A 20825-nucleotide genomic window follows, 5' to 3' on the forward strand; every position below is an offset into this window, starting at 1 on the left:
TCCCGTCCCCGCCCCGGCCACCGCCCCGGTCTCGGTCCAGGCCGCCGCCGTGTCCGCCGGCACGAGGGAGATACGTTTCGCCGCCCTCGGCGACTCGCTGACCGAGGGCCTCGGCGACCCCGTCGCCGGCGGATGGCGCGGCTGGGCGCCGCTCCTGGCGCACGGGCTGGCCGCCGAACCCTCGGCTGTGCGCCTGCTCAACTGCTCCCGCAGCGGCGCCCTCACCAAGGACGTCGTCGAGGAGCAGCTGCCGCGCGCCCTGGACCACCGGCCGCACCTGGCCTCCGTGGTGATCGGCGCCAACGACACGCTCCGCGGCAGCTTCGACATCGAGACCGTCGCCCGCCGCCTGGACACCGTCCTGGCCCAACTGCGCGCCCAAGGCGCCGAGGTGCTCACCGCCTGTCTGCCCGACCCCGGCCGCATGCTGGGCCTGCCGTGGCCGCTCGCCCGCCCGCTGGGCCGCCGGATGGCCGCGCTGAACCAGGTCGTGCACGTGCTGTCCGAGCGGTACGGGGCCGTGCACCTGCATGCCGCCCGCCATGCGTGGGCGGCCGACCGCGCCTCGTGGAGCGCGGACCGGCTGCACCCCAGCGAACTCGGCCACCGACTGCTGGCCCGGGAGTTCCACGACCTCCTGGTCTCGCGCGGCCTGTCGGACGGAGAACCGCCGTCCACGACCCCCGGCGGCCCGGGACCGGGCGCCGCGGCGAGCGTCTGGTGGATGGCGACCAAGGGCACCCGCTGGGTCGCCGACCGCTGCACCGATCTGCTGCCCGATCTGCTGCGGCTCGCCGGCCGGGAGACCCGGCACCGGCTGGCCGGCACCGACGGGCTGCTGGACCTGCGCTCCCGCGACGCCACCGCCGGTGCGCTGGCCCGCCTGGAAGGGACGTCCCTGGGACAATGAGGGTGTGACCGGACGCTGGGAGTTCTGGATCGACCGGGGCGGCACCTTCACCGACGTCGTCGCCAGAGCGCCGGACGGCGGCCTGGAGACGTGCAAGCTGCTCTCCCACGACCCCGGGCGCTACCGGGACGCCCCCGTCGAGGGCATCCGGCGCATGCTGGGCCTGGACCCGGGCGAACCCGTGCCCGCCGACCGGATCTCCGCCGTCAAGATGGGCACCACGGTCGCCACCAACGCCCTCCTGGAACGCAAGGGGGAGCCGACCGTCCTCGTCGTCACCGAGGGCTTCCGTGACGCCCTGCGCATCGCGTACCAGAACCGGCCGCGGCTCTTCGACCGCAGGATCGTCCTCCCCGAGGCGCTCTACGAGCGCGTCATCGAGGTCTCCGAACGCATCGGCGCGCACGGCGAGGTCGTCCGCCCCCTCGACCCGGCCGCCACCGGAGCGGCCCTGCGTCAGGCGCGCCGGGACGGCCTGACGAGCGTCGCCGTCGTCCTGCTGCACGGCTACCGCCATCCCGCCCACGAGCAGGCCGTCGCGCGGGCGGCCCGCGAGGCCGGGTTCGACCAGATCAGCTGTTCCCACGAGGTGAGCCCGCTGATCAAACTGGTCCCGCGCGGCGACACCACCGTGGTGGACGCCTACCTGTCGCCGATCCTGCGCCGTTACGTGGACGAGGTGGCCGCCGAATTGCGGGGCGTCCGGCTGATGTTCATGCAGTCCAACGGCGGGCTCCGCGAGGCCGGTCACTTCCGGGGCAAGGACGCCGTGCTGTCCGGCCCGGCCGGGGGAGTGGTCGGCATGGCCCGCACGTCGCGGCAGGCCGGGTTCGACCGGGTCGTCGGCTTCGACATGGGCGGGACCTCCACCGACGTCTCCCACTGGGCGGGCGAGCTGGAACGCGTCCTCGGCACCCAGGTGGCGGGCGTACGGATGCGGGCGCCCATGATGGACATCCACACGGTGGCGGCGGGCGGCGGCTCCGTCCTCCACTTCGACGGGCAGCGCTACCGCGTCGGCCCCGACTCCGCGGGTGCCGACCCGGGCCCCGCCTGCTACCGCCGCGGCGGCCCGCTGACCGTGACCGACGCCAATGTGATGCTCGGCCGTGTCCAGGCGGCACACTTCCCGGCCGTGTTCGGCCCGGACGGCGACCAGCCGCTGGACACCGAGGCCGTCCGCGCCGGTTTCGCGCGCCTCGCCGAGGAGTCCGGGGCCGCGACCGGTGACTGCCGCACCCCGGAGGAGGTCGCCGCGGGTTTCCTGGAGATCGCCGTCCTGAACATGGCCAACGCCGTCAAGAAGATCTCCGTGCAGCGCGGCCACGACATCACGCGCTACGCCCTCACCAGCTTCGGCGGAGCCGGCGGCCAGCACGCCTGCGCGGTCGCCGACGCCCTGTCCGTCGACACGGTCGTCGTGCCCCCGCTGGCCGGTGTGCTGTCCGCGTACGGGATCGGCCTGGCCGACGCCACCGCCATGCGCGAGCGCTCCGTGGAGACCGGACTCGGCGAGGACGGGCTGCCCGCGCTGAGCAAGGCCCGCGACGAGCTCGAGGGGCTGGCCCGTGCGCAACTGCGCGAGGACGGGGTCCCCGACGACACCGTCGAGACCGTCACCCGCGTCCACGTCCGCTACGCGGGCACCGACGCGTCGCTCCCGGTGCCGATGGGCACGGTCGACGCCATGCGCGGGGCGTTCACCGCCGACCACCGCGCCCGGTACGCCTTCACCATGGACAAGCCCCTGGTCGTCGAGGCGGTCTCGGTCGAGGCCGTCGGCTCCGCGGGCGCGCCCGGACGGCACCACGTGGAGCCGCCGGCCCGCGAGGGCCCGCTGCGACCGGCCGCCGAGGTGTCGCTGTACACGGAGGGCCGGCGGCAGGCCGGCCCCCTGTTCCGCCGGGACGCGATGCGCCCGGGCGACACCGTGGAGGGGCCCGCCGTGATCGCCGAGGCCGACGCGACGACCGTCGTCGACCCCGGCTGGCGGGCCGCGGTGGGCGAGCACGGCCACCTCCTGCTCACCCGGGTGCGGCCGCGGCCCGGCCGGGTGGCGGTCGGCACCGAGGTCGACCCGGTGATGCTGGAGATCTTCAACAACCTCTTCATGTCGATCGCCGAGCAGATGGGGGTGCGCCTGGAGAACACCGCCCACTCCGTCAACATCAAGGAACGCCTGGACTTCTCCTGCGCCCTGTTCGACCCCGAGGGCAACCTGATCGCCAACGCCCCCCACATCCCCGTCCACCTCGGCTCCATGGGCGAGTCCATCAAGGAGGTGCTGCGGCGGAACGAGGGCACCATGCGCCCGGGCGACGCCTACGCGATCAACGACCCCTACCACGGGGGCACCCACCTGCCCGACGTCACCGTCGTCACCCCCGTCTTCGACGACGAGGGCCGGTCCCCGCTCTTCCTCGTCGCCTCACGCGGCCACCACGCCGAGATCGGCGGCCTCACCCCCGGCTCCATGCCTGCCTTCAGCCGCACCGTGCACGAGGAGGGCGTCCTCTTCGACAACTGGCTCCTGGTGCGCGACGGCCGCCTGCGCGAGGAGGAGACCCGCGCCCTGCTCACCGGCGCCCCCTACCCCTCGCGCGACCCGGACACCAACATCGCCGACCTGCGCGCCCAGGTCGCCGCGAACGAGAAGGGCATCGCCGAGCTGCGGCGCATGACCGCGCAGTTCGGCCTCGACGTCGTGCACGCCTACATGCGGCACGTGCAGGACAACGCCGAGGAGTCCGTGCGGCGCATCGTCGCGGGCCTCCACGACGGCGACTGCGCGTACGAGACCGACAACGGCGCGGTCGTCCGCGTCGCCGTCCGCGTCGACCGCGCGGCGCGCTCCGCCGTCCTGGACTTCACCGGCACCTCGCCGCAGCAGGAGGGCAACTTCAACGCGCCGCGGTCCGTGGTCATGGCCGCCGTGCTCTACGTCTTCCGCACCCTCGTCGCCGACGACATCCCGCTCAACAGCGGCTGCCTGAAGCCGCTGGACGTCCGCGTCCCCGAGGGCTCGATGCTGGCCCCGGAATACCCCGCGGCCACCGTGGCAGGCAACGTGGAGACCTCCCAGGCCGTCACGGGCGCCCTGTACGCCGCGCTCGGCGTGCAGGCCGAGGGTTCCGGCACGATGAACAACGTCACCTTCGGCAACGACCGGGTGCAGTACTACGAGACCGTCGCCAGTGGTTCCGGGGCGGGCGAGGGCTTCGACGGCGCCGACGCCGTCCAGACCCACATGACCAACTCCCGGCTCACCGACCCCGAGATCCTCGAGTGGCGCTACCCCGTCCGCGTCGAGGGCTTCGCCCTGCGCGACGGCAGCGGCGGCGACGGCCGGTGGCACGGGGGCCGCGGGGCCGTCCGTCGCATCCGCTTCCTGGAACCCATGACGGTCGCCCTGCTGTCCGGCCACCGGCGGGTCGCCCCGTACGGCCTGGCCGGCGGCGGGCCCGGCGCCCTGGGCGAGAACCGGATCGAGCGCGCCGACGGCTCCCTCACCCCGCTCGGCGGCGTCGACTCCGCCGACGTCGGGCCCGGTGACGTCCTGGTCGTCGCGACGCCCGGCGGGGGCGGCTACGGGGCCGCAGGCGGCTGAGGCGGCCCGGGCGCGGGGCCGCCCGGACCGTGCCGTTTGGGATGATGTCGGTCCGAGCGCCTAGTCTGTGCGTCGTGACCACGACCGTTCCGCACCAGCTCAGCGGCGGTGTCCGGCCCGCGCCGGGGCCGGCCGCGGACGAGGGCCTGGCCCGCCGGCTCAAGGCCCTGGCCTGCACCGCGCCGCTGCACGACCTCGACGTGCGCAAGGCCAACCTCGCGGGCGAGTACTCGGTGTACGCGATGGCGGAGGTGGCCCTGGCCGCCATCGACCTGGTCACGCTCAACATGGACTTCGACACCGGTGCCGACCACGACCAGATAATCTCCCGCCTGCTGCCGCGCATCGCCGCCCAGGCCCCCGGCCGCCCCGCCGCCGAGCACGAGCGGGTGGGCCGCTGGGTCCTGGAGAACCTGATCAACGTCGGCAGCGTCGACCGCGGCTTCCGCGCCGTCTACGGCACCTTCGGCCACGACGGGGCGTACGTCCGCCGTGACTACGACTTCAAGCTGATCGAGGAGGTACCGGGCCGCGACGGCACCGTCTACCTGCGCACCACCGACGAGGCCGTCAACGTGCTCGTCGGTGCCCTCGACACCGACGTGACCAGCGCCCAGATCGCCGCCGAGGTCAAGCTCGAGGTGCTGATCAACCGGGGCCGCCTCGCCGACGCCCAGCTCGCCGCGGAACAGGCCCGCTACCGCACGGTGCAGTACGCCGAGACGCTGCGCCGCGCCCTGGACGCCACCCGCCGCAACGTCCGGGCGGTCGACTGGATCCGCACCGTCCCCGACATGATCGACGAGGCCCTCGACCACGTCGCCGACCGCTACCGGCACGAGAACGCCATCCTGACCAACATCCGCAAGGCCAGGGACGAGTCGGAGGACCCGGAGCACAAGCGCCGCGCCGCCGAGCTCGTCGACATCGTCAAGGACTGCATCCGCCGCCACACCCAGCTGCAGTCCCGGCTGCTGGAGGCGGGGCCGATCTTCCGCGCCGAGCAGGACCGGCAGGCCTTCGCCGCACCGCGCGGCGGCGCCCTCGTCGGCATGCTCGACCTGTACGGGCAGCTGGTCGCACCGGTCCTGCCGCTCCCAGTGGAGCAGGCCACCCGGGTCACCGACGCCTGGTTCGCCCGCGGCACGGGCCTGCGCACCCCCGCCTCGGTACGCGTCACGGACCTCGTGGACGCCCTGCTCACCCCGCCGCTGGAGCGTGAGCACCTCGGTGCCGAGATGCCCGAGCCCGACCTCGTCGCCACGCCGGACGACAGCCGGTTCAGCGAGGAGCAGCTGGAGACCGCCCTGGAACTCCTCGACCTGCCGCACGACGCCCCCCGCCGGCTGTCCGGGCTGCTCGCCGAGGCGCGCCGCCTCGATCCCGAACTGCCCTACCTGGTCGCCCTGCTGGCGGTGCACGCCGCCAGCCCGCCGGTCGGCACCGCCTACCGTCAGGGCGAGGAGCGGCTGCTGTTCGCCGTGGACGACGGCACCGGGCTGGACGACCCCGAGTTCGGCGGCGCCGACCTGATCGTGGGCACGGCCAGGCTGGACGCCGCCGGGATGGCCGCCGAGCGGTCCGAGGTGGCGTGACGATGAGCGAACCGACCATCCGTACCGAGGAGACGACCCCGTGAGCGACCACCGCGACGGCGAGAGCACGCAGCCGCCCGCAGCGGCCCCCGGCCCGGCGGCCGTCACGCCGGGCGACGCCGCGGACGCCGCCCGTCTCGTCTCCTTCGGTCTCCAGCCGAAGCTGCTGCCCGCGCGCGACGTCGAGTACGCCGAGCTGCTCCGCCGCTACCGCGAGGACCCGCTGTTCTCGCGGCTGGCCGACGCCGTGGCCGCCGGGCTCGGCCTGGTCGTGCTGGAGGTCTCGCCCCGGGCCGGCATGGCGCTTGCCGCGGGCGAGGACTCGGTCTTCGCCGTCCGCATGGGCGACTACTCACGCCGCGCCGCGTCCGACGCGGGCGACCGCTTCCTGCACGGCCTCGCCCATCTCGCCACCGCCGCCATGGCCTTCCCCCGCCCGGAGGACCTCGCCGACGACGCGTACATCGGCCGGGTCACCGTCAACGGCATCGACGGCTTCCTGCGCCAGGCCTGCCGCAGGCTGGAGGAACGGGCCGAGGAGCAGGGCGAGAACACCGACCCGGCCAGCGACGCCCCCGGCCTGGAGGCCGCCTGGCGGGTCTATGTGCGCCGCAGCGCCACCGGCGCCACCAAGGACGCCCGGCGCCTGGCGGGCTCCACCACCGGCATCGTCGGCAAGGCCGTCTCCTTCCTCGTCGACTCGGGGTTCCTGCAGCGCACGGGTGACGAGTCGGGCGGCACCTACCGCACCACCGCCCGCTACCAGCTCCAGGTGCGCGACATGGCGGGCAGCGCCGCCATGGCCGAGCTCCTCGACCTCGGGATCGTGCCCCGGGCCGGCGACTCGGCGGCCCTGATGCCGGCCGCGGACGGCGACGACCTCGACCTCGTGACCGGAGCCGGCCTGCCCTTCCACTCCTGAAGCGGCACCCCGCACCCGGCCCCGCACCCGCCTCCCGGATCCTGCCGATCCACCCGAACCCGCCGACCACAGACCACAGACCACAGACCACCACGACGAGAGCCCCCCATGTACGAGCTGTCCCGGGTCCGCCTCTACTCCATCGGGCCCGCCGGTGCGCGTTACGCCGACACCGTGCTGGACCTGCGCGGAGTCGGCGAGCCCGTGCCGCAACCCGCCCCCGCCCAGGCGGAGTTCTTCGAGGACGAGCCGACCGGCCCGCCGCGCCGTCCGGCGCCGGCGGGGGTGCTGTTCCTGGAGAACGGCGGCGGCAAGTCCGTCCTGCTCAAGCTGATCTTCTCGGTCATGCTGCCCGGTCACCGCAACACCCTGGGCGGGGCCAGCTCCGGCGTGCTCCGCAAGTTCCTGCTGGCCGACGACTGCGGCCACGTCGCCCTGGAGTGGCAGCACACGGTCACCGGCGAGCTGGTCGTCGTCGGCAAGGTCAGCGAGTGGCGCGGACGCCAGGTCTCCTCCGACCCGCGCAAGTTCGCCGAGGCCTGGTACTCCTTCCGGCCCGGTCCGGGGCTCAGCCTGGACTCGCTGCCCGTCGCCGAGTCCACCGCGGTGCGGACGCCCGTCGAGGGCGCCTCGGGTGCCCGCGGGCGCCGCCGCACCATGAAGGGCTTCCGCGACGCCGTGACCGACGCCGCACGCTACTACCCGCACCTGGAAGTGGTGTGGGAGGAGATCCACGACCGGTGGAACGAGCACCTGGGCGAGCTCGGTCTCGACCCCGAACTCTTCCGCTACCAGCGGGAGATGAACGCCGACGAGGGCGAGGCGGCCGGTCTGTTCGCGGTGAAGAAGGACTCCGACTTCACCGACCTCCTGCTGCGCGCGGTCACCGACACCCGGGACACCGACGGCCTCGCCGACCTCGTGCACGGCTTCGCGGGCAAGCTGGGCCGCCGGGCCGAACTCACCGCGGAACGCGACTTCACGGCGGGCTCCCTGGAACTGCTCGGCCGCATCGTCGACACCACCGCCGCCCGCGACCGGGCACGCGGCGTCCACGCCCAGTCCGAGCGCCGCAGCCGCGCCCTGGCCCGCAGGCTGTCCGCGCGCGCCCGCGAGGAGCGGGGCCGCGCCGCCGAGCTGGCGCAGGAGACGGCCCGTGCCGCGCACACCGTCACCGACGCCGAGGCCGCCCGCGGCCGCAGCGCCCTGGTCGCCGCCGAACTCGCCTACCGGCACGCCTCGCTGGCCCTGGCGTCCGGCGAGAAGAGCGCCACCGCGCTGCGCCGCGAACTCAACGACGCCCGGACGCTGCAGTCCGCCTGGCAGGCCGCGGAGATCGTGCTGCGGCACCGGGCCGCAGCCGACCGCATGGCCCGGGTCACCACCGCCATCCGCGAGGCGGAACGGGACGCCGCGCCCGCACTCGCTGCCCGTGCGAAGGCCGCGGGCGATCTCGTCCGCGTGCTGCGGGCCGCCGCGGACACCGCCGACGAGCGGGCGGACGCGGAGGAGGAGCGGTCCGCCGGACTCCAGGCGCAGTCCGAGGCGGCGCACCGCGACGCCACCGCCGCCGCGACGGAGGCGCAGCGCGCGCGCAGCGAGTCCGGGCACCTGGTGCAGCGGCTGGCGGAGGTCGAGCAGGAGACCGCCGAGGCGGTCCGGACGGGCTGGCTGGACGACTCCGCCCCCGACGCCGACCCGGCCCGCGCCGCCCTGGACGCCTCGGACGCGGAGAAGGCCGCCGCGACCGCCGCGGAGGCCGCCCGTGACGCCGCCCGCCGGGCCGGTGACCGGGCGCGGGAGGCCGCCGCCGCCGACGCGCGCGCCGAACTGTCCGCCGCCCGCGCCGCCGACGCCCTCGCCGCGGCCGAGGCCGCCCACTCCGCCGAGTCACGCGTCGCGGACGCCCTCGCGGCCGAGCCGCGCCTGGCCGAACTGCTCAGCCTGCCGACCGCGGAGGCCCCCGGCACCGTCCCGGCGGCCGGCACCGCGGGGGACACCGCCGCGGACCGCGGCCCCGCCATCCCCGCGCAGACCTCCGCGGCCCGGCGCGCTGCGCCCGGGGCCGGACGGCGTCCCGCCGAGCAGGGCCCGCTGACCGCGGCCGAACTCGACACCTTCGCGGAGCCGCTGCAGGAGATGCTGGACGGCGCGGTGGCCTCCGCCGAGCGGCAGTTGTTCGACCTGCGCACCGCCGCCGCCGACGACGCCCGCATCCTGGCCGCGCTCGGCGACGGCGGGCTGCTGCCGCCGGGCCCCGACGTCCTCGCCACCGTCGAGCACCTGGGCGAGCACGGCATCCCCGCGCTCCCCGGCTGGCGGTACCTGGCCCAGGCCGTCGACCCGGCCGACCACGCCGCCGTGCTCGCCGCGCGCCCGGAACTGGTGGACGGCGTGGTCGTCACCGACCCCCAGAGCTACCTGCGGGCCCGCGAGGTGCTGGCGCAGGCGGCCCTGCTGCCGCGGTCGACCGTCACGGTCGGCACGGCGGCGGCGCTGCTCGCCCCGCCGCCCCCGGCGGGCACCGAGTCCGAGCTCTTCCTCGTCCCGCCCAACCCGGCCATGCACGACGAACTGGCCGCCGACGGCGAGCGCCAGGCGCTGCGCGGCCGCGCGACCGCCCGGGAGGAGGACATCCGCGGGCTCGCCGCCCGCCTGGCCGAGGACCGCACGCTGGCCGCCCGCCTCTCCTCGTGGCGTTCGGGCTGCCCGAGCGGCCGGCTCGCCGAACTCGCCGCAGCCGTGGAGACCGCCCGGGAGACCGCGGTGGCCGCCCGCGAGGAGCTCGCCGAGGCACGCTCCGTACGGGTGGAGGCCGACGAGGCCGCCGCGGCGGCGACCGCCCTGCGCGACGAGCGCCAGGAGGTGGCGCAGCAGGCCCGGCGGGCCGCCGACGCGCTCGCCGGTCTCGCCTTCCGGCTGCGGGAGCGGGCCAACTGGCAGCGCAGGACGCGCGAGCTGGCCGAGGACGCCGTCGAGGCCGAGACCCGCGCCGAGGCCTGTCTGACCCTGGCGCGCGCCGCCGACGAAGACCGCCGTGCCGCCCAGCGCGCCGCGGACGACGCGCGCCGGACCGCGCGCGTGCTCCGCGCCGAGCGCTCGGAGATCACCGGCGCCCCCGACGAGGCCCTGGAGGACGAGGACGGCGCCGGGCAGCCGGCCGGCGCGCTGCCCGCCCTGCGCGAGGCCTACCGTGCGGCCTCCCAGGTGTACGAGAAGGTGGGCGTCGGCGCCGACCTGCGGGCCGAGCAGGCCCGCGCCGAGAGCACCGAGCAGTCCGCGCTCGCCGAACTGGAGCGCCTCACCAACAAGGTGCGCACCCGCGCCGCGCAGCTGCTGGAGGGCCCGGACGGCGCCGACGGCCCGTCACGGCAGGCCGCGGCCGCCCGCGCGGAACAGCTGGTGGCCACCTTGGACTCCCGCGCCGCCGCCGCGAGCGAACTGCTCGGCCGGCTGCGCGGCGAGGCCGAGCGGCACGCTCCGGCGGACGGCGGGACGCACACCGAGCTCCCCGGGGAACTGCTGCCCCGCGACGCCGAGCACGCCCAGGAGCTGCTGCGCGGAGCCAACGGCGAACTGGCCACCCGCACCGATGCGCTGGCCCACGCCCGGGACGGCCACGGCGACCTGGTGCGCGCGCACCGCGCCGCCGAGGACGCCGCGAGCGGCTTCGACGAACTCGCCGCACCGCTGCGGGACCTGCTCCGCGACGGCGACCGGCAGCCCGAGGACGGCGAGGAGGAGCCCGATCCGTACTCCGGCTCCCTGGAGGAGGCCAGGACCGCCGTCGCCGAGACCCGCCGCAGCCTGCGCGGCTGTGCCGCCGACCTGTCGGCGGCCGAGTCGCAGCTGCGCGAGGCCTGCGACGTCCTCGTACGGCACGCCAACGCCGCCCGCTACGAGCAGGTGCGCACCCCGGCCCGCCAGCAGATCCGCGAACTGCCGGCGTCCGCGCTGCCCGAGCACGCGGCGGCCTGGCACGCCGCCTTCGAGCCGCGGCTGCGCGTCCTGACCGACGAGCTGGAACAGCTGGAGCGCAACCGCGACAGCATCGTGGACCGGCTGCGCGGCATGGTGGAGTCCTCGCTGACCACCTTGCGGTCGGCGCAGCGGCTGTCCCGCCTGCCGGAGGGGCTGGGGGAGTGGTCGGGGCAGGAGTTCCTGCGGATCCGCTTCGACGACCCGGACCACGCGGCGCTCGACGAGCGGCTCGGCGCCGTGATCGACGAGGCGACCCGGGCGGCCGTCCGCAAGAACTCCGACCTGCGCCGGGACGGCATGTCGCTGCTGCTGCGCGGGGTCGCGGCCGCCCTCGAACCCAGGGGGGTGGCCGTCGAGATCCTCAAGCCGGACGCCGTGCTGCGCGCCGAGCGCGTCCCCGTCGGGCAGATGGGAGACGTCTTCTCCGGCGGCCAGCTGCTCACCGCGGCCATCGCGCTGTACTGCACGATGGCCGCGCTGCGCAGCAACGACCGCGGCAGGGACCGGCACCGGCACGCGGGCACGCTCTTCCTCGACAACCCGATCGGCCGCGCCAACGCCACCTATCTGCTGGAGCTGCAGCGTGCGGTCGCCGACGCGCTGGGGGTCCAGCTGATCTACACCACGGGTCTGTTCGACACCACGGCGCTCGCCGAGTTCCCGCTGGTCGTACGGCTGCGCAATGACGCGGACCTGCGCGCGGGCCTGAAGTACATCAGCGTCGAGGAGCACCTGCGGCCCGGACTGCCCGTCGCGGACCCGGAGTCCGAGCCGGTGCACGGCGAGATCACGGCGACGCGGATGTTCCGCCGCCCGGCGGACCAGCCGGCCCCGCAGGGCGGCTGACCTCCGGGCGCGCCGTCCCGAAGGCCGTCCGGTCCCTCGGGACGGTGCGCCTGCCTCAGGCGGTACGCGCGCCGGTGCCGGGCAGCTGCCGGCGCCGTGCGGCGCCGCGGGCCCCGGCCCGGGCCCGGCGCCGTTCCCGCCGGCGTTCGCGGCGCAGCCTGCGGGCCGCGCTGCTCGGGCTGGACACCACGCCGTTGCGCTGGTTCCAGACCTGGCGGGTGATCCACACGTCCAGCACCGCCCAGGTGGCGACGACGGTGAAGGCTATGGCGGTGAGCATCGCCGGCGCCGCGAGCCAGGACTCACCGGCCGCCCCCAGCATGGCGATCACCGCGGCGATCAGGGTCAGTGCGACGACGAGCACGGCCCGCACGGCCGCCCGGCGCACCGGGTCGGGCATGCGCGGCCGCCCGACGGGCTCTTCGACCCACAACGGCCGCCGGGTCTTCCGCGGCGGAATGTCGCGATCCAGTGCGTCCTCGACGAGGTCGTCCATGAAATCTGCTCCCCTGCGGGATACCGGTGATACGGTGCCGGATCCCCGATGTCCGACTCCAGAGTGGCTGCCCGGTTTCCGCCGATGAATGCCCTCCGCATTCCGGAGCGCCCCTCCCCTCCTGTCATACGACGGAAAGACGCCCCGGGTTCCCTGTGCGGTGCATTTCGGCCAGCCGCGCCCGCTGTTCATCCGTACGAATCGGGTCGTCCCGGGGCAAGAGCGGAAGCAGGGCTTTCGGATTGGTCATCCGGCAGTAGTAGGCTCGCGCCGTTTGCAGTCGGAACACGACAGCCCTTGACCGGGTTTGACGTTGGGGAGGCCATGCGCTTTCGCGGTACGACGATCCGGCGGAAGATCGTGGCACTGCTGCTCATTCCGCTGGTGTCCCTCACGGCCATCTGGGCCTTCGCCGCAACTCTGACGGGGCGTCAGGTCTGGGGCCTCTTCGGCGTCGAGCAGACCGTCAACGCACTCGGCTACCCGGTCGAGGACAGCATCCAGGCGCTCCAGCAGGAACGCCGTTCCGCCATGCTCTACTTGGCCGATCCCCGACGTTCCGACGCCCGTGGCACCCTGCTCGCCCGCGAGCGCGAGACGGACAAGGTGATCGCCCGGCTGCGCGGCAACGCGGCCTCCGGGGCCAACCGGGGCCGGCTGGCCCCCGACGCGCTGCGCCGGCTCGACCTGGTCGTCAGCGAGTTCGGCGGCCTGGAGACGCTGCGCGACAAGGTCGGCAAGGGCACCATCGGCCGCAACGACGCCTTCGCCGCCTACAGCGGCCTCTTCGACCCGGCCTACGCGTTCCTGGACTCGCTGAACCCGCTCAACAACGTCGCCATCGACAAGCAGGGCCGCGCCCTCATCCAGGTCACCCGGGCCCGCGAGGCGATCAGCCAGGAGGACGCCCTCATGGTGGCGGCCATCGCGGCGGGCCGCATGAGCGCTCCCGAGATGCGCTCCTTCACCTTCGCCGTCGCCGAGCAGCGCGCCTACTACGCCGACAACCTCCACCTGCTGACCGCCGACGAGCGCGCCCTCTACGACGCGTACTGGGCGGGGCCCTCCGGCCGCGCCCTGCGTGCCGCCGAGGACGCGGTCATCTCCGCGGGCGCGTCCGGCGCGCCCCAGGCCGCCGACCGCGCGTCCTGGCAGACCACGGCCACCACCGCGCTGACCGACCTGGACCGCCTGGGCGTCGAGGCGGGCGACCTGCACAAGAAGCGTGCCGAACCGATCGGCATGCGGCTGGTCGCCACCGCCGCGGTCGCCGGTGGCCTCGGCCTGATCGCGGTCGTCGCCTCCGTCTTCGTCTCCATACGCGTCGGCCGCAGCCTGATCCGAGACCTGTCCCGGCTCCGCAAGGAGGCCCAGGAGGTCTCCGGCACCCGGCTGCCGCGCGTCATGCGCCGTCTCGCCGCGGGCGAGGAGGTCGACGTCGAGACCGAGGCGCCGCGGCTGGACTACCCCGACGACGAGGTCGGCCAGGTCGGCAAGGCCGTCAACACCCTGCAACGGGCGGCCGTCGAGGCCGCCGTGCGCCAGTCCGAGATGCGCCGCGGCGTCTCCGAGGTCTTCGTCAACCTCGCCCGTCGCAGCCAGGTGCTGCTGCACCGCCAGCTCACCCTGCTGGACGCCATGGAGCGGCGCACCGAGGACCCGCAGGAACTCGCGGACCTCTTCCGCCTCGACCACATGACCACCCGCATGCGCCGCCACGCCGAGGGCCTGGTGATCCTCTCCGGCGCCGTGCCGTCCCGGCAGTGGCGCAAGCCGGTGCAGCTGATGGACGTGGTGCGGGCGGCCGTCGCCGAGGTCGAGGACTACGAGCGGGTCGACGTGCGCCGGCTGCCGCGGCTCGCCGTCACCGGTCACGGCGTCGCCGACCTCACCCACCTCATCGCCGAACTCATCGAGAACGCCACCGTGTTCTCGCCGCCGCACACCAGCGTCCAGGTGCACGGCGAGTCCGTCGCCAACGGCTTCGTCCTGGAGATCGACGACCGCGGCCTCGGACTCACCCCCGACGCCATGCTGGAGGCGAACCTCCGCCTCGCCGAGACCCCCGAGTTCGAGCTCTCCGACACCGACCGGCTCGGGCTGTTCGTCGTCAGCCGGCTGGCCCAGCGCCAGGGCGTCCGCGTCTCGCTGCGCCAGTCCCCGTACGGCGGCACCACGGCCGTGGTGTTCGTCCCGGCGTCGCTCCTCACCGAGCCCGGCGAGGACCAGCCGGACGAGCCCCTCGACGAGACCCGCGACGGGACCGCCGTGGCGGCCGTCGTGGAGGCTCCGGCGCCGGCCGAGGCGGACGAGCCGCGGGTCGCACCGATGTCGGCCGCCACCGAGCACAGCTTCCGTCAGTGGGGCCTGGTCCCGGAGCCGGACGACGAGCCGCGCGAGCACCGGCCGCACGTGCCGGAGACCGTGGGGACGCCGGCGCTGACGGCCGCTCCCGGCGCGGTACCGGGGGACGCGCCCACGGTCCTGCCGCGTCGCCGCCGCACCCCGGTCCTGGTCGCCGAGAACGGCCGGCCGGTCGGCGAGGCGCCGAGGCCCGCCGACCCCGCACCGCAGGAGGAGCCCGCCGGCGCGGGACTGCCCCGCCGGGTCCGCCAGGCCAGCCTCGCCCCGCAGCTGCGCAGCGACTCCACCACCCAGACCCGTGGCGCCGCCACCGGCGGCGCGGACGACGACGGCGGGCACGAGCGCTCGCCCGAGGAGGTGCGCGACCGCATGGCCTCACTGCAGCGAGGATGGCTGCGTGGCCGCGCGGACACCGCCGACGACCTCGGCACCGACGGCACCGACGACGTCCGCCCCACCGACCGCCCGGGAACCACCCCGGCGGAGCGAGGGGGCGACAGCGCAACCAGATCCACCACGGAGGGGAACGGTCCATGACCGCACCATCGAGCCCGACCCGCGAGCTCAGCTGGCTTCTCGACGAACTCGTCGGCCGCGTGGCCAGCATCCGCAAGGCGCTGGTGCTCTCCAGCGACGGCCTGGCCACCGGCGCGTCCGAGGGCCTGACCCGTGAGGACGCCGAGCACCTCGCCGCCGTCGCTTCCGGCTTCCACAGCCTCGCCAAGGGCGTCGGTCGGCACTTCGAGGCCGGCAAGGTCCGGCAGACCCTCGTGGAGCTGGACGAGGCCTTCCTGTTCGTCACCGCCGCGGGTGACGGCAGCTGCCTGGCCGTGCTGGCCGACGCCGACTCCGACGTCGGCCAGGTCGCCTACGAGATGGCGCTGCTGGTGAAGCGGGTCGGCGTGCACCTCGCGACCGCCCCGCGGACCGACGACGACGATGACGCGGCGCGGGCGGTGTGACGAGGACGTCATGACTTCCGAAGCGGACCGCTGGTACGACGACGACGCCGGGCCCGTGGTGCGGCCGTACGCCATGACACGCGGCCGTACCAGCCACGCCGCGGAAGCCCGGCTCGACCTGATCGCCCTGGTGGTCGCCGAGTCGCGCAGCGCGGACGACGACGCCGACGTCGACCGCACCCTGTCGCCCGAGCACCTCGACATCGTCGAACTGTGCCGGGAGCAGCCGATGTCGGTCGCCGAGCTGGCGGCCGACCTCGACCTGCCCGTGGGCGTCGTCCGGGTGCTCATCGGCGACGTCCTGGAGTCCGGGCTGGTCCACGTCAGCCGGCCCGTCCCACCGGCGGAGCTGCCCGACGCGGGGCTGCTGCGCGACGTGATCGACCGCCTGCGCGCGCTCTGAACCAGCCCGGGACCGTCACCCGGCGCCCGCGACGTCCCCCGGTGCACGGCCTGAGGGTCGCCACGAGGGGTCCCGCGGTCGCCGGGTGGGCCCGCGGGCGGGTAACGGCCCGGGGACCGCTGGTAGTTGTCCGGTCGGATCGTAGTAATGTTCCACTGCCACAGCTGATCGCCCGACGCAGTCCCTAGGACCCAGGATGCCTCTGACCTGTGTAAACGGCACGACCGGAGGAGTGAGCCATGGCCTTCGGACGCTCTGAACGCCGTCCCTCCCCCGTCGAGCCCGTCACGCTGAAGATCCTGGTGGCAGGCGGCTTCGGCGTGGGCAAGACCACGCTCGTCGGCGCGGTCAGCGAGATCCGCCCGCTGCGCACCGAGGAGACGCTCAGCGAGGTGGGCCGGCCCGTCGACGACACCGCGGGCGTCGAGGCCAAGCGCACCACCACCGTGGCCATGGACTTCGGCCGGATCACCCTCCGCGACGACCTCGTGCTCTACCTGTTCGGCACGCCCGGCCAGGACCGTTTCTGGTTCCTGTGGGACGAGCTGGCGCAGGGCGCCCTGGGGGCGGTCGTCCTCGCGGACACCCGGCGCCTGGAGGATTGCTTCTCCGCGATCGACTACTTCGAGCGCCGCGGCATCCCCTTCGCCGTGGCCGTCAACGTCTTCGACGGGGCCGAGCGGCATCCTGCCGAGACGGTGCGCGACGCACTCGACCTCGACCCCGAGGTGCCGCTGGTGACGTGCGACGCGCGGGACCGCGCCTCGGCCAAGAAGGTGCTCATCACCGTGGTCGAGCACGCGGCCCAGGTGGCCGGCGACCGGCGGGCGGCCGCCGCCAACTGAGCCGCGCGCCGCGGCCGTAGGCGGCGGGCCGGTCAGCCCCCGGCCGCCGGTGCGGGGCCGTCGTCCTCGTCCTCGTCCTGCCAGCCGAAGCTCCGTTCGACCGCCTTCTTCCAGCGGCGGTACTCCTTCTCACGGGTCTTCTCGTCCATCCGCGGCTGCCACTCGGCGTCCTTCTGCCAGTGCGCCTTGAGCGTGTCCAGCCCGTCCCACACGCCGGTGGCGAGCCCCGCGGCGTAGGCCGCGCCCAGCGCCGTGGTCTCCGAGATCCGCGGCCGCACCACCGGGACGCCCAGCACGTCCGCCTGGTGCTGCATCAGCAGGTTGTTGGACGTCATGCCGCCGTCGACCTTGAGCCCGGTGATGTGCACGCCGGAGTCCTGGTACATCGCGTCGACGACCTCGCGGGTCTGCCAGCTGGTCGCCTCCAGCACCGCACGCGCCAGGTGCGCCTTGGTGACGTACCGGGTCAGGCCGGTGACCACGCCGCGCGCGTCGGAGCGCCAGTACGGGGCGAAGAGCCCGGAGAAGGCGGGGACGATGTACGCGCCCCCGTTGTCCGGCACGCTCGCCGCGAGCGCCTCGATCTCGTCCGCCGCGGAGATGATGCCGAGGCTGTCGCGGAACCACTGCACCAGGGCGCCGGTGATGGCGATCGACCCCTCCAGGCAGTAGACCGGCGCCTCCCCGCCCAGCCGGTAGCCCATCGTGGTGAGCAGTCCGTTCTTCGACGGCACGGGCCGGTTCCCGGTGTTGAGCAGCAGGAAGCTGCCCGTCCCGTAGGTGTTCTTGGCGTCGCCCGTCCCGTAGCAGGCCTGGCCGAAGATCGCGGCCTGCTGGTCGCCGAGGGCCGAGGCCACGGGCACGCCGCCCAGCTGGCCGACCGCCGTGCCGTACACCTCGGAGGAGGAGCGGATCTCCGGGAGGACGGCCTCGGGGACGTTCATCGCGGCGAGGATCGCCGGGTCCCACTCCAGCGACTCCAGGTTCATCAGCATCGTGCGGCTCGCGTTGGTGACGTCCGTGACGTGGACGCCGCCCTCCGTGCCGCCCGTCAGGTTCCAGATCAGCCAGGAGTCGATGGTGCCGAAGGCGATCTCGCCGTTCTCCGCGCGGCGGCGCAGCCCCGGCACGTTGTCCAGCAGCCAGGCCGCCTTGGGGCCGGAGAAGTAGCTGGCCAGCGGCAGTCCGGTGGACTCGCGGAAGCGGTCCTGGCCGTCCTGGCCGCCGAGCCGGTCGCACAGCGCGGCGGTGCGGGTGTCCTGCCACACGATCGCGTTGTGCACCGGGCGGCCGGTGGTGCGGTCCCACAGCACGGTGGTCTCGCGCTGGTTGGTGATGCCGAGCGCGCTGAGCTGGTCCGGGCGCAGCCGGGCCTTGGCGAGCGCACCGGCCACCACGGCCTGCACCTTGGCCCAGATCTCGGTGGCGTCGTGCTCCACCCAGCCCGGCTTGGGGAAGATCTGGCGGTGCTCGCGCTGGTCGAGCGCCACGATCGACCCGTCGGAGTCGAAGACGATGCAGCGGCTGGAGGTCGTTCCCTGGTCGATGGCGGCCACGTATCGGGTCGCCTGGTCGGAGGTTTCGGTCATGACCGCCTCACTTGAACGCGACGTTGTAGATGAGACCGGACAGTGCACCGCCGATCAGCGGGCCGGCCACCGGGATCCAGGCGTACGCCCAGTCGGAGGTGCCCTTGAACGGGATCGGCAGGACGGAGTGGACGATGCGCGGCCCGAGGTCGCGGGCCGGGTTGATGGCGTAGCCCGTGGGACCGCCCAGGGAGAGCCCGATGCCGGTTACGAGCAGGGCCACGATCAGGGTGCCGGTGCCGGTCTCGCCGAGGCCCTTGCTGAGGCCGAAGGCCAGGATCGGCAGGACGAGACCCATGGTGGCGATCGCCTCCGTGATCAGGTTCTGCCACCAGACGCGGATCTCGGGGACGGTGGAGAAGACGGCGAGCGTGGGCTGACGGGTCTCCTCGGCGCGGTTCGCCGCGAACTGGCCGTAGTACACCAGCCAGCACAGGACGGCGCCCAGCATCGCGCCGATGATCTGCCCGGCGAGGTAGACCGGCACCTGGCTCCACTTGCCCGAGCTGATGGCGACGCCGAAGGTCACGGCCGGGTTCAGCTGCCCGCCGGACAGCGGGCCGGCGGTGTACGCGCCGGCCAGGACCGCGAGGCCCCAGCCGAACGAGATGACGATCCACCCGGATGCCCGGGCCTTCGAGTGGTGGAGGAGCACCCCGGCCACCACGCCGGCACCGAACAGGATCAGGATCGCCGTTCCGATGATCTCGCCGACAAAGACGTCTCCGTTGGAATACATGACGGCTCCTTCGTGCAGGCGCACGTGTCGGGCATGCGCCGCCAGAGAATGGCGCACGGAGACCCGGGTACGGAGGGTCCCGCCTCCCGCCCGGCCTCCGCGCCACCCGGAAGTGTTGTCGCGGGGTGATGGAGCGTCAAGGTATCGGACAGATCACCTGATTACGACCACCGACGAGCCGTGCCCGAACAGGCCTTGGTTCGCCGTCACCCCCACGCGGGCCCCGGTGACCTGCCGGGGCCCGGACCGGCCGCGCAACTGCCAGGTCAGCTCGCACACCTGCGCGAGCGCCTGCGCGGGCACGGCCTCCCCGAAGGAGGCCAGGCCGCCGCTGGGATTGACCGGAATCCGCCCCCCGAGCGACGTGGCCCCGTCGCGCAGCAGCTTCACCGCCCCGCCCGGCGGGCACAGGCCGAGGTCCTCGTACCAGTCCAGCTCCAGGGCCGTCGACAGGTCGTACACCTCCGCCAGGTCCAGGTCCTCGGGACCGATGCCGGCTTCCTCGTACGCGGCGCGGGCGACGGCCGCCCGGAAACCGGTGGCCGGCTCCCGGGGTGCGACCGCGAGGGCGGAGTCGGTGGCGATGTCGGGGAGGTCGGGCACCGTTCGCGGATAGACCGGGGTGACGGTGGAGACCGCGCGGATGCGCACCGGATCCGCCGTCGCGCGCCGTCGGGCGAAGTCCAGGCCGGACAGGACGACGGCGGCGCCCCCGTCGGAGGTGGCGCAGATGTCGAGCAGCCGCAGCGGGTCGGCCACGACGGGGGAGGCCGCCACCTCGGCGGCCGTGACCGGCGTCCGGTAGCGGGCGAGCGGGTTGGCGGCGCCGGCGGCCGCGTTCTTCACCTTGACCTGGGCGAAGTCCTCGGGGGTGTCGCCGTGCAGGGCCATGCGGCGGCGCGCGTACAGCCCGAAGTAGGTGGGGTTGGTGGCCCCGAGCACGCGGAAGCGCAGCCAGTCCGGGTCGTCGGGCCGGTCGCCCCCGGCGGGCGCGAAGAAGCCCTTGGGGGCCGCGTCCGCGCCGACGACCAGGGCGGTGTCCACCAGGCCGGCGAGGATGTGGGCCCGGGCGGTGTCGAGGGCCTGGGCCCCGGAGGCGCAGGCGGCGTAGACGCTGGCCACGCGGGCGCCCTGCCAGCCCAGCGCCCGGGCGAAGGCCGCCCCGGCCACGTGGCCGGGGTAGCCGCCGCGCACCGTGTCCGCGCCGACGACCAGTCCGACGTCCCGCCAGTCCAGCCCGGCGTCGGCGAGCGCGGCGCGCGCCGCCGCGACCCCGTACCGGGTGAAGGGGCGGCCCCACTTGCCCCAGGGGTGCATGCCGACGCCGAGCACGGCCACGTCATGGCTCATCGTCCGCCTCCCACGGGGCGCCAGTGCCAGGTGGTCCAGGTGTGCTCCGCGTCCTCGTACAGCACGCCGGGCACCAACTCGACCTCCATGCCGACGGCGAGATCGGCCACGCCCGTCCCGGGCGCGGCCTGCCCGAGCACGATCATCCGTTCCGCCGTCAGTTCCACCGCCACCAGGGCGCGGGGTTCCCAGGGGCGTGAGGGGTCGCAGGGGTAC

At 74.6% G+C, this 20825-nt stretch carries 13 protein-coding genes and 1 pseudogene; 9 read left to right on the forward strand and 5 right to left on the reverse strand.

The features are described 5' to 3' along the window. The 5 genes from PV350_RS30960 to PV350_RS30980 all read left to right on the forward strand — a co-directional run. Positions 1 to 910 (forward strand): SGNH/GDSL hydrolase family protein (locus tag PV350_RS30960; protein WP_500337169.1); only part of this gene is annotated, 910 nt, incomplete at its 5' end. A gap of 4 nt (positions 911 to 914) precedes the next feature. Next, positions 915 to 4517, forward strand: a complete 3603-nt coding sequence (locus tag PV350_RS30965) for a hydantoinase B/oxoprolinase family protein (protein WP_500337170.1) — start codon at positions 915 to 917, stop codon at positions 4515 to 4517. Positions 4518 to 4561: 44 nt separating this feature from the next. Then, positions 4562 to 6112, forward strand: coding sequence for a hypothetical protein (locus tag PV350_RS30970; protein ID WP_499516760.1), 1551 nt, complete (start codon positions 4562 to 4564; stop codon positions 6110 to 6112). A 40-nt stretch (positions 6113 to 6152) separates the two neighbouring features. Beyond that, the gene (locus PV350_RS30975; RefSeq protein WP_499510593.1) at positions 6153 to 7034 is read left to right on the forward strand and encodes a hypothetical protein; all 882 of its coding nucleotides are present in this window, start codon (positions 6153 to 6155) and stop codon (positions 7032 to 7034) included. A gap of 108 nt (positions 7035 to 7142) precedes the next feature. Next, entirely contained in the window at positions 7143 to 11861 is a 4719-nt protein-coding gene (locus PV350_RS30980) for a hypothetical protein (RefSeq protein ID WP_500337171.1), read from the forward strand. A 55-nt stretch (positions 11862 to 11916) separates the two neighbouring features. Here the strand turns inward: PV350_RS30980 and PV350_RS30985 are convergent, their stop codons facing one another. After that, positions 11917 to 12357, reverse strand: coding sequence for a hypothetical protein (locus PV350_RS30985; RefSeq protein WP_499510591.1), 441 nt, complete (start codon positions 12355 to 12357; stop codon positions 11917 to 11919). A gap of 324 nt (positions 12358 to 12681) precedes the next feature. Between PV350_RS30985 and PV350_RS30990 the strand changes: the two genes are divergently transcribed. The 4 genes from PV350_RS30990 to PV350_RS31005 all read left to right on the forward strand — a co-directional run bounded on the left by PV350_RS30990 (position 12682) and on the right by PV350_RS31005 (position 16931). Continuing rightward, a complete protein-coding gene (locus PV350_RS30990; RefSeq protein WP_500337172.1) occupies positions 12682 to 15258 on the forward strand; it encodes a sensor histidine kinase in 2577 nt (858 codons plus the stop codon). Beyond that, positions 15255 to 15683, forward strand: a complete 429-nt coding sequence (locus PV350_RS30995; protein WP_499510589.1) for a roadblock/LC7 domain-containing protein — start codon at positions 15255 to 15257, stop codon at positions 15681 to 15683. Before PV350_RS30990 ends, PV350_RS30995 begins: the two co-directional genes overlap by 4 nt. 10 nt (positions 15684 to 15693) lie before the next feature. Then, complete coding sequence (locus tag PV350_RS31000; protein ID WP_499510588.1) at positions 15694 to 16086, forward strand: DUF742 domain-containing protein; 393 nt, start codon at positions 15694 to 15696, stop codon at positions 16084 to 16086. 239 nt (positions 16087 to 16325) lie between these two features. Continuing rightward, positions 16326 to 16931 (forward strand): GTP-binding protein, encoded by a 606-nt coding sequence (locus PV350_RS31005; RefSeq protein ID WP_499510587.1) that lies wholly within the window; start codon positions 16326 to 16328, stop codon positions 16929 to 16931. Between the two features lie 32 nt (positions 16932 to 16963). Here the strand turns inward: PV350_RS31005 and glpK are convergent, their stop codons facing one another. The 4 genes and pseudogenes from glpK to PV350_RS31025 all read right to left on the reverse strand — a co-directional run. After that, the gene (gene glpK, locus PV350_RS31010; protein ID WP_499510586.1) at positions 16964 to 18520 is read right to left on the reverse strand and encodes a glycerol kinase GlpK; all 1557 of its coding nucleotides are present in this window, start codon (positions 18518 to 18520) and stop codon (positions 16964 to 16966) included. Between the two features lie 7 nt (positions 18521 to 18527). Then, positions 18528 to 19259 (reverse strand): MIP/aquaporin family protein, encoded by a 732-nt coding sequence (locus tag PV350_RS31015; protein ID WP_499510585.1) that lies wholly within the window; start codon positions 19257 to 19259, stop codon positions 18528 to 18530. A 153-nt stretch (positions 19260 to 19412) separates the two neighbouring features. Continuing rightward, positions 19413 to 20609: a lipid-transfer protein gene (locus PV350_RS31020; protein WP_499510584.1), complete on the reverse strand. Its 1197-nt coding sequence runs from the start codon at positions 20607 to 20609 to the stop codon at positions 19413 to 19415. After that, positions 20606 to 20825, reverse strand: a pseudogene (locus PV350_RS31025) (benzoylsuccinyl-CoA thiolase); the annotation flags it as partial. The gene PV350_RS31020 and the pseudogene PV350_RS31025, both read right to left, overlap by 4 nt.

Source organism: Streptomyces sp. PA03-6a (genome assembly GCF_033792765.1).
GTDB lineage: Bacteria > Actinomycetota > Actinomycetes > Streptomycetales > Streptomycetaceae > Actinacidiphila.

Coding starts and splice junctions, on each gene's coding strand:
- PV350_RS31020 (WP_499510584.1), bottom strand. CDS start 20,609: ATGAGCCATGACGTGGCCGTGCTCGGCGTCGGCATGCACCCCTGGGGC.
- glpK (WP_499510586.1), bottom strand. CDS start 18,520: ATGACCGAAACCTCCGACCAGGCGACCCGATACGTGGCCGCCATCGAC.
- PV350_RS30980 (WP_500337171.1), top strand. CDS start 7,143: ATGTACGAGCTGTCCCGGGTCCGCCTCTACTCCATCGGGCCCGCCGGT.
- PV350_RS31000 (WP_499510588.1), top strand. CDS start 15,694: ATGACTTCCGAAGCGGACCGCTGGTACGACGACGACGCCGGGCCCGTG.
- PV350_RS30990 (WP_500337172.1), top strand. CDS start 12,682: ATGCGCTTTCGCGGTACGACGATCCGGCGGAAGATCGTGGCACTGCTG.
- PV350_RS30970 (WP_499516760.1), top strand. CDS start 4,562: ATGTCGGTCCGAGCGCCTAGTCTGTGCGTCGTGACCACGACCGTTCCG.
- PV350_RS31005 (WP_499510587.1), top strand. CDS start 16,326: ATGGCCTTCGGACGCTCTGAACGCCGTCCCTCCCCCGTCGAGCCCGTC.
- PV350_RS31015 (WP_499510585.1), bottom strand. CDS start 19,259: ATGTATTCCAACGGAGACGTCTTTGTCGGCGAGATCATCGGAACGGCG.
- PV350_RS30995 (WP_499510589.1), top strand. CDS start 15,255: ATGACCGCACCATCGAGCCCGACCCGCGAGCTCAGCTGGCTTCTCGAC.
- PV350_RS30985 (WP_499510591.1), bottom strand. CDS start 12,357: ATGGACGACCTCGTCGAGGACGCACTGGATCGCGACATTCCGCCGCGG.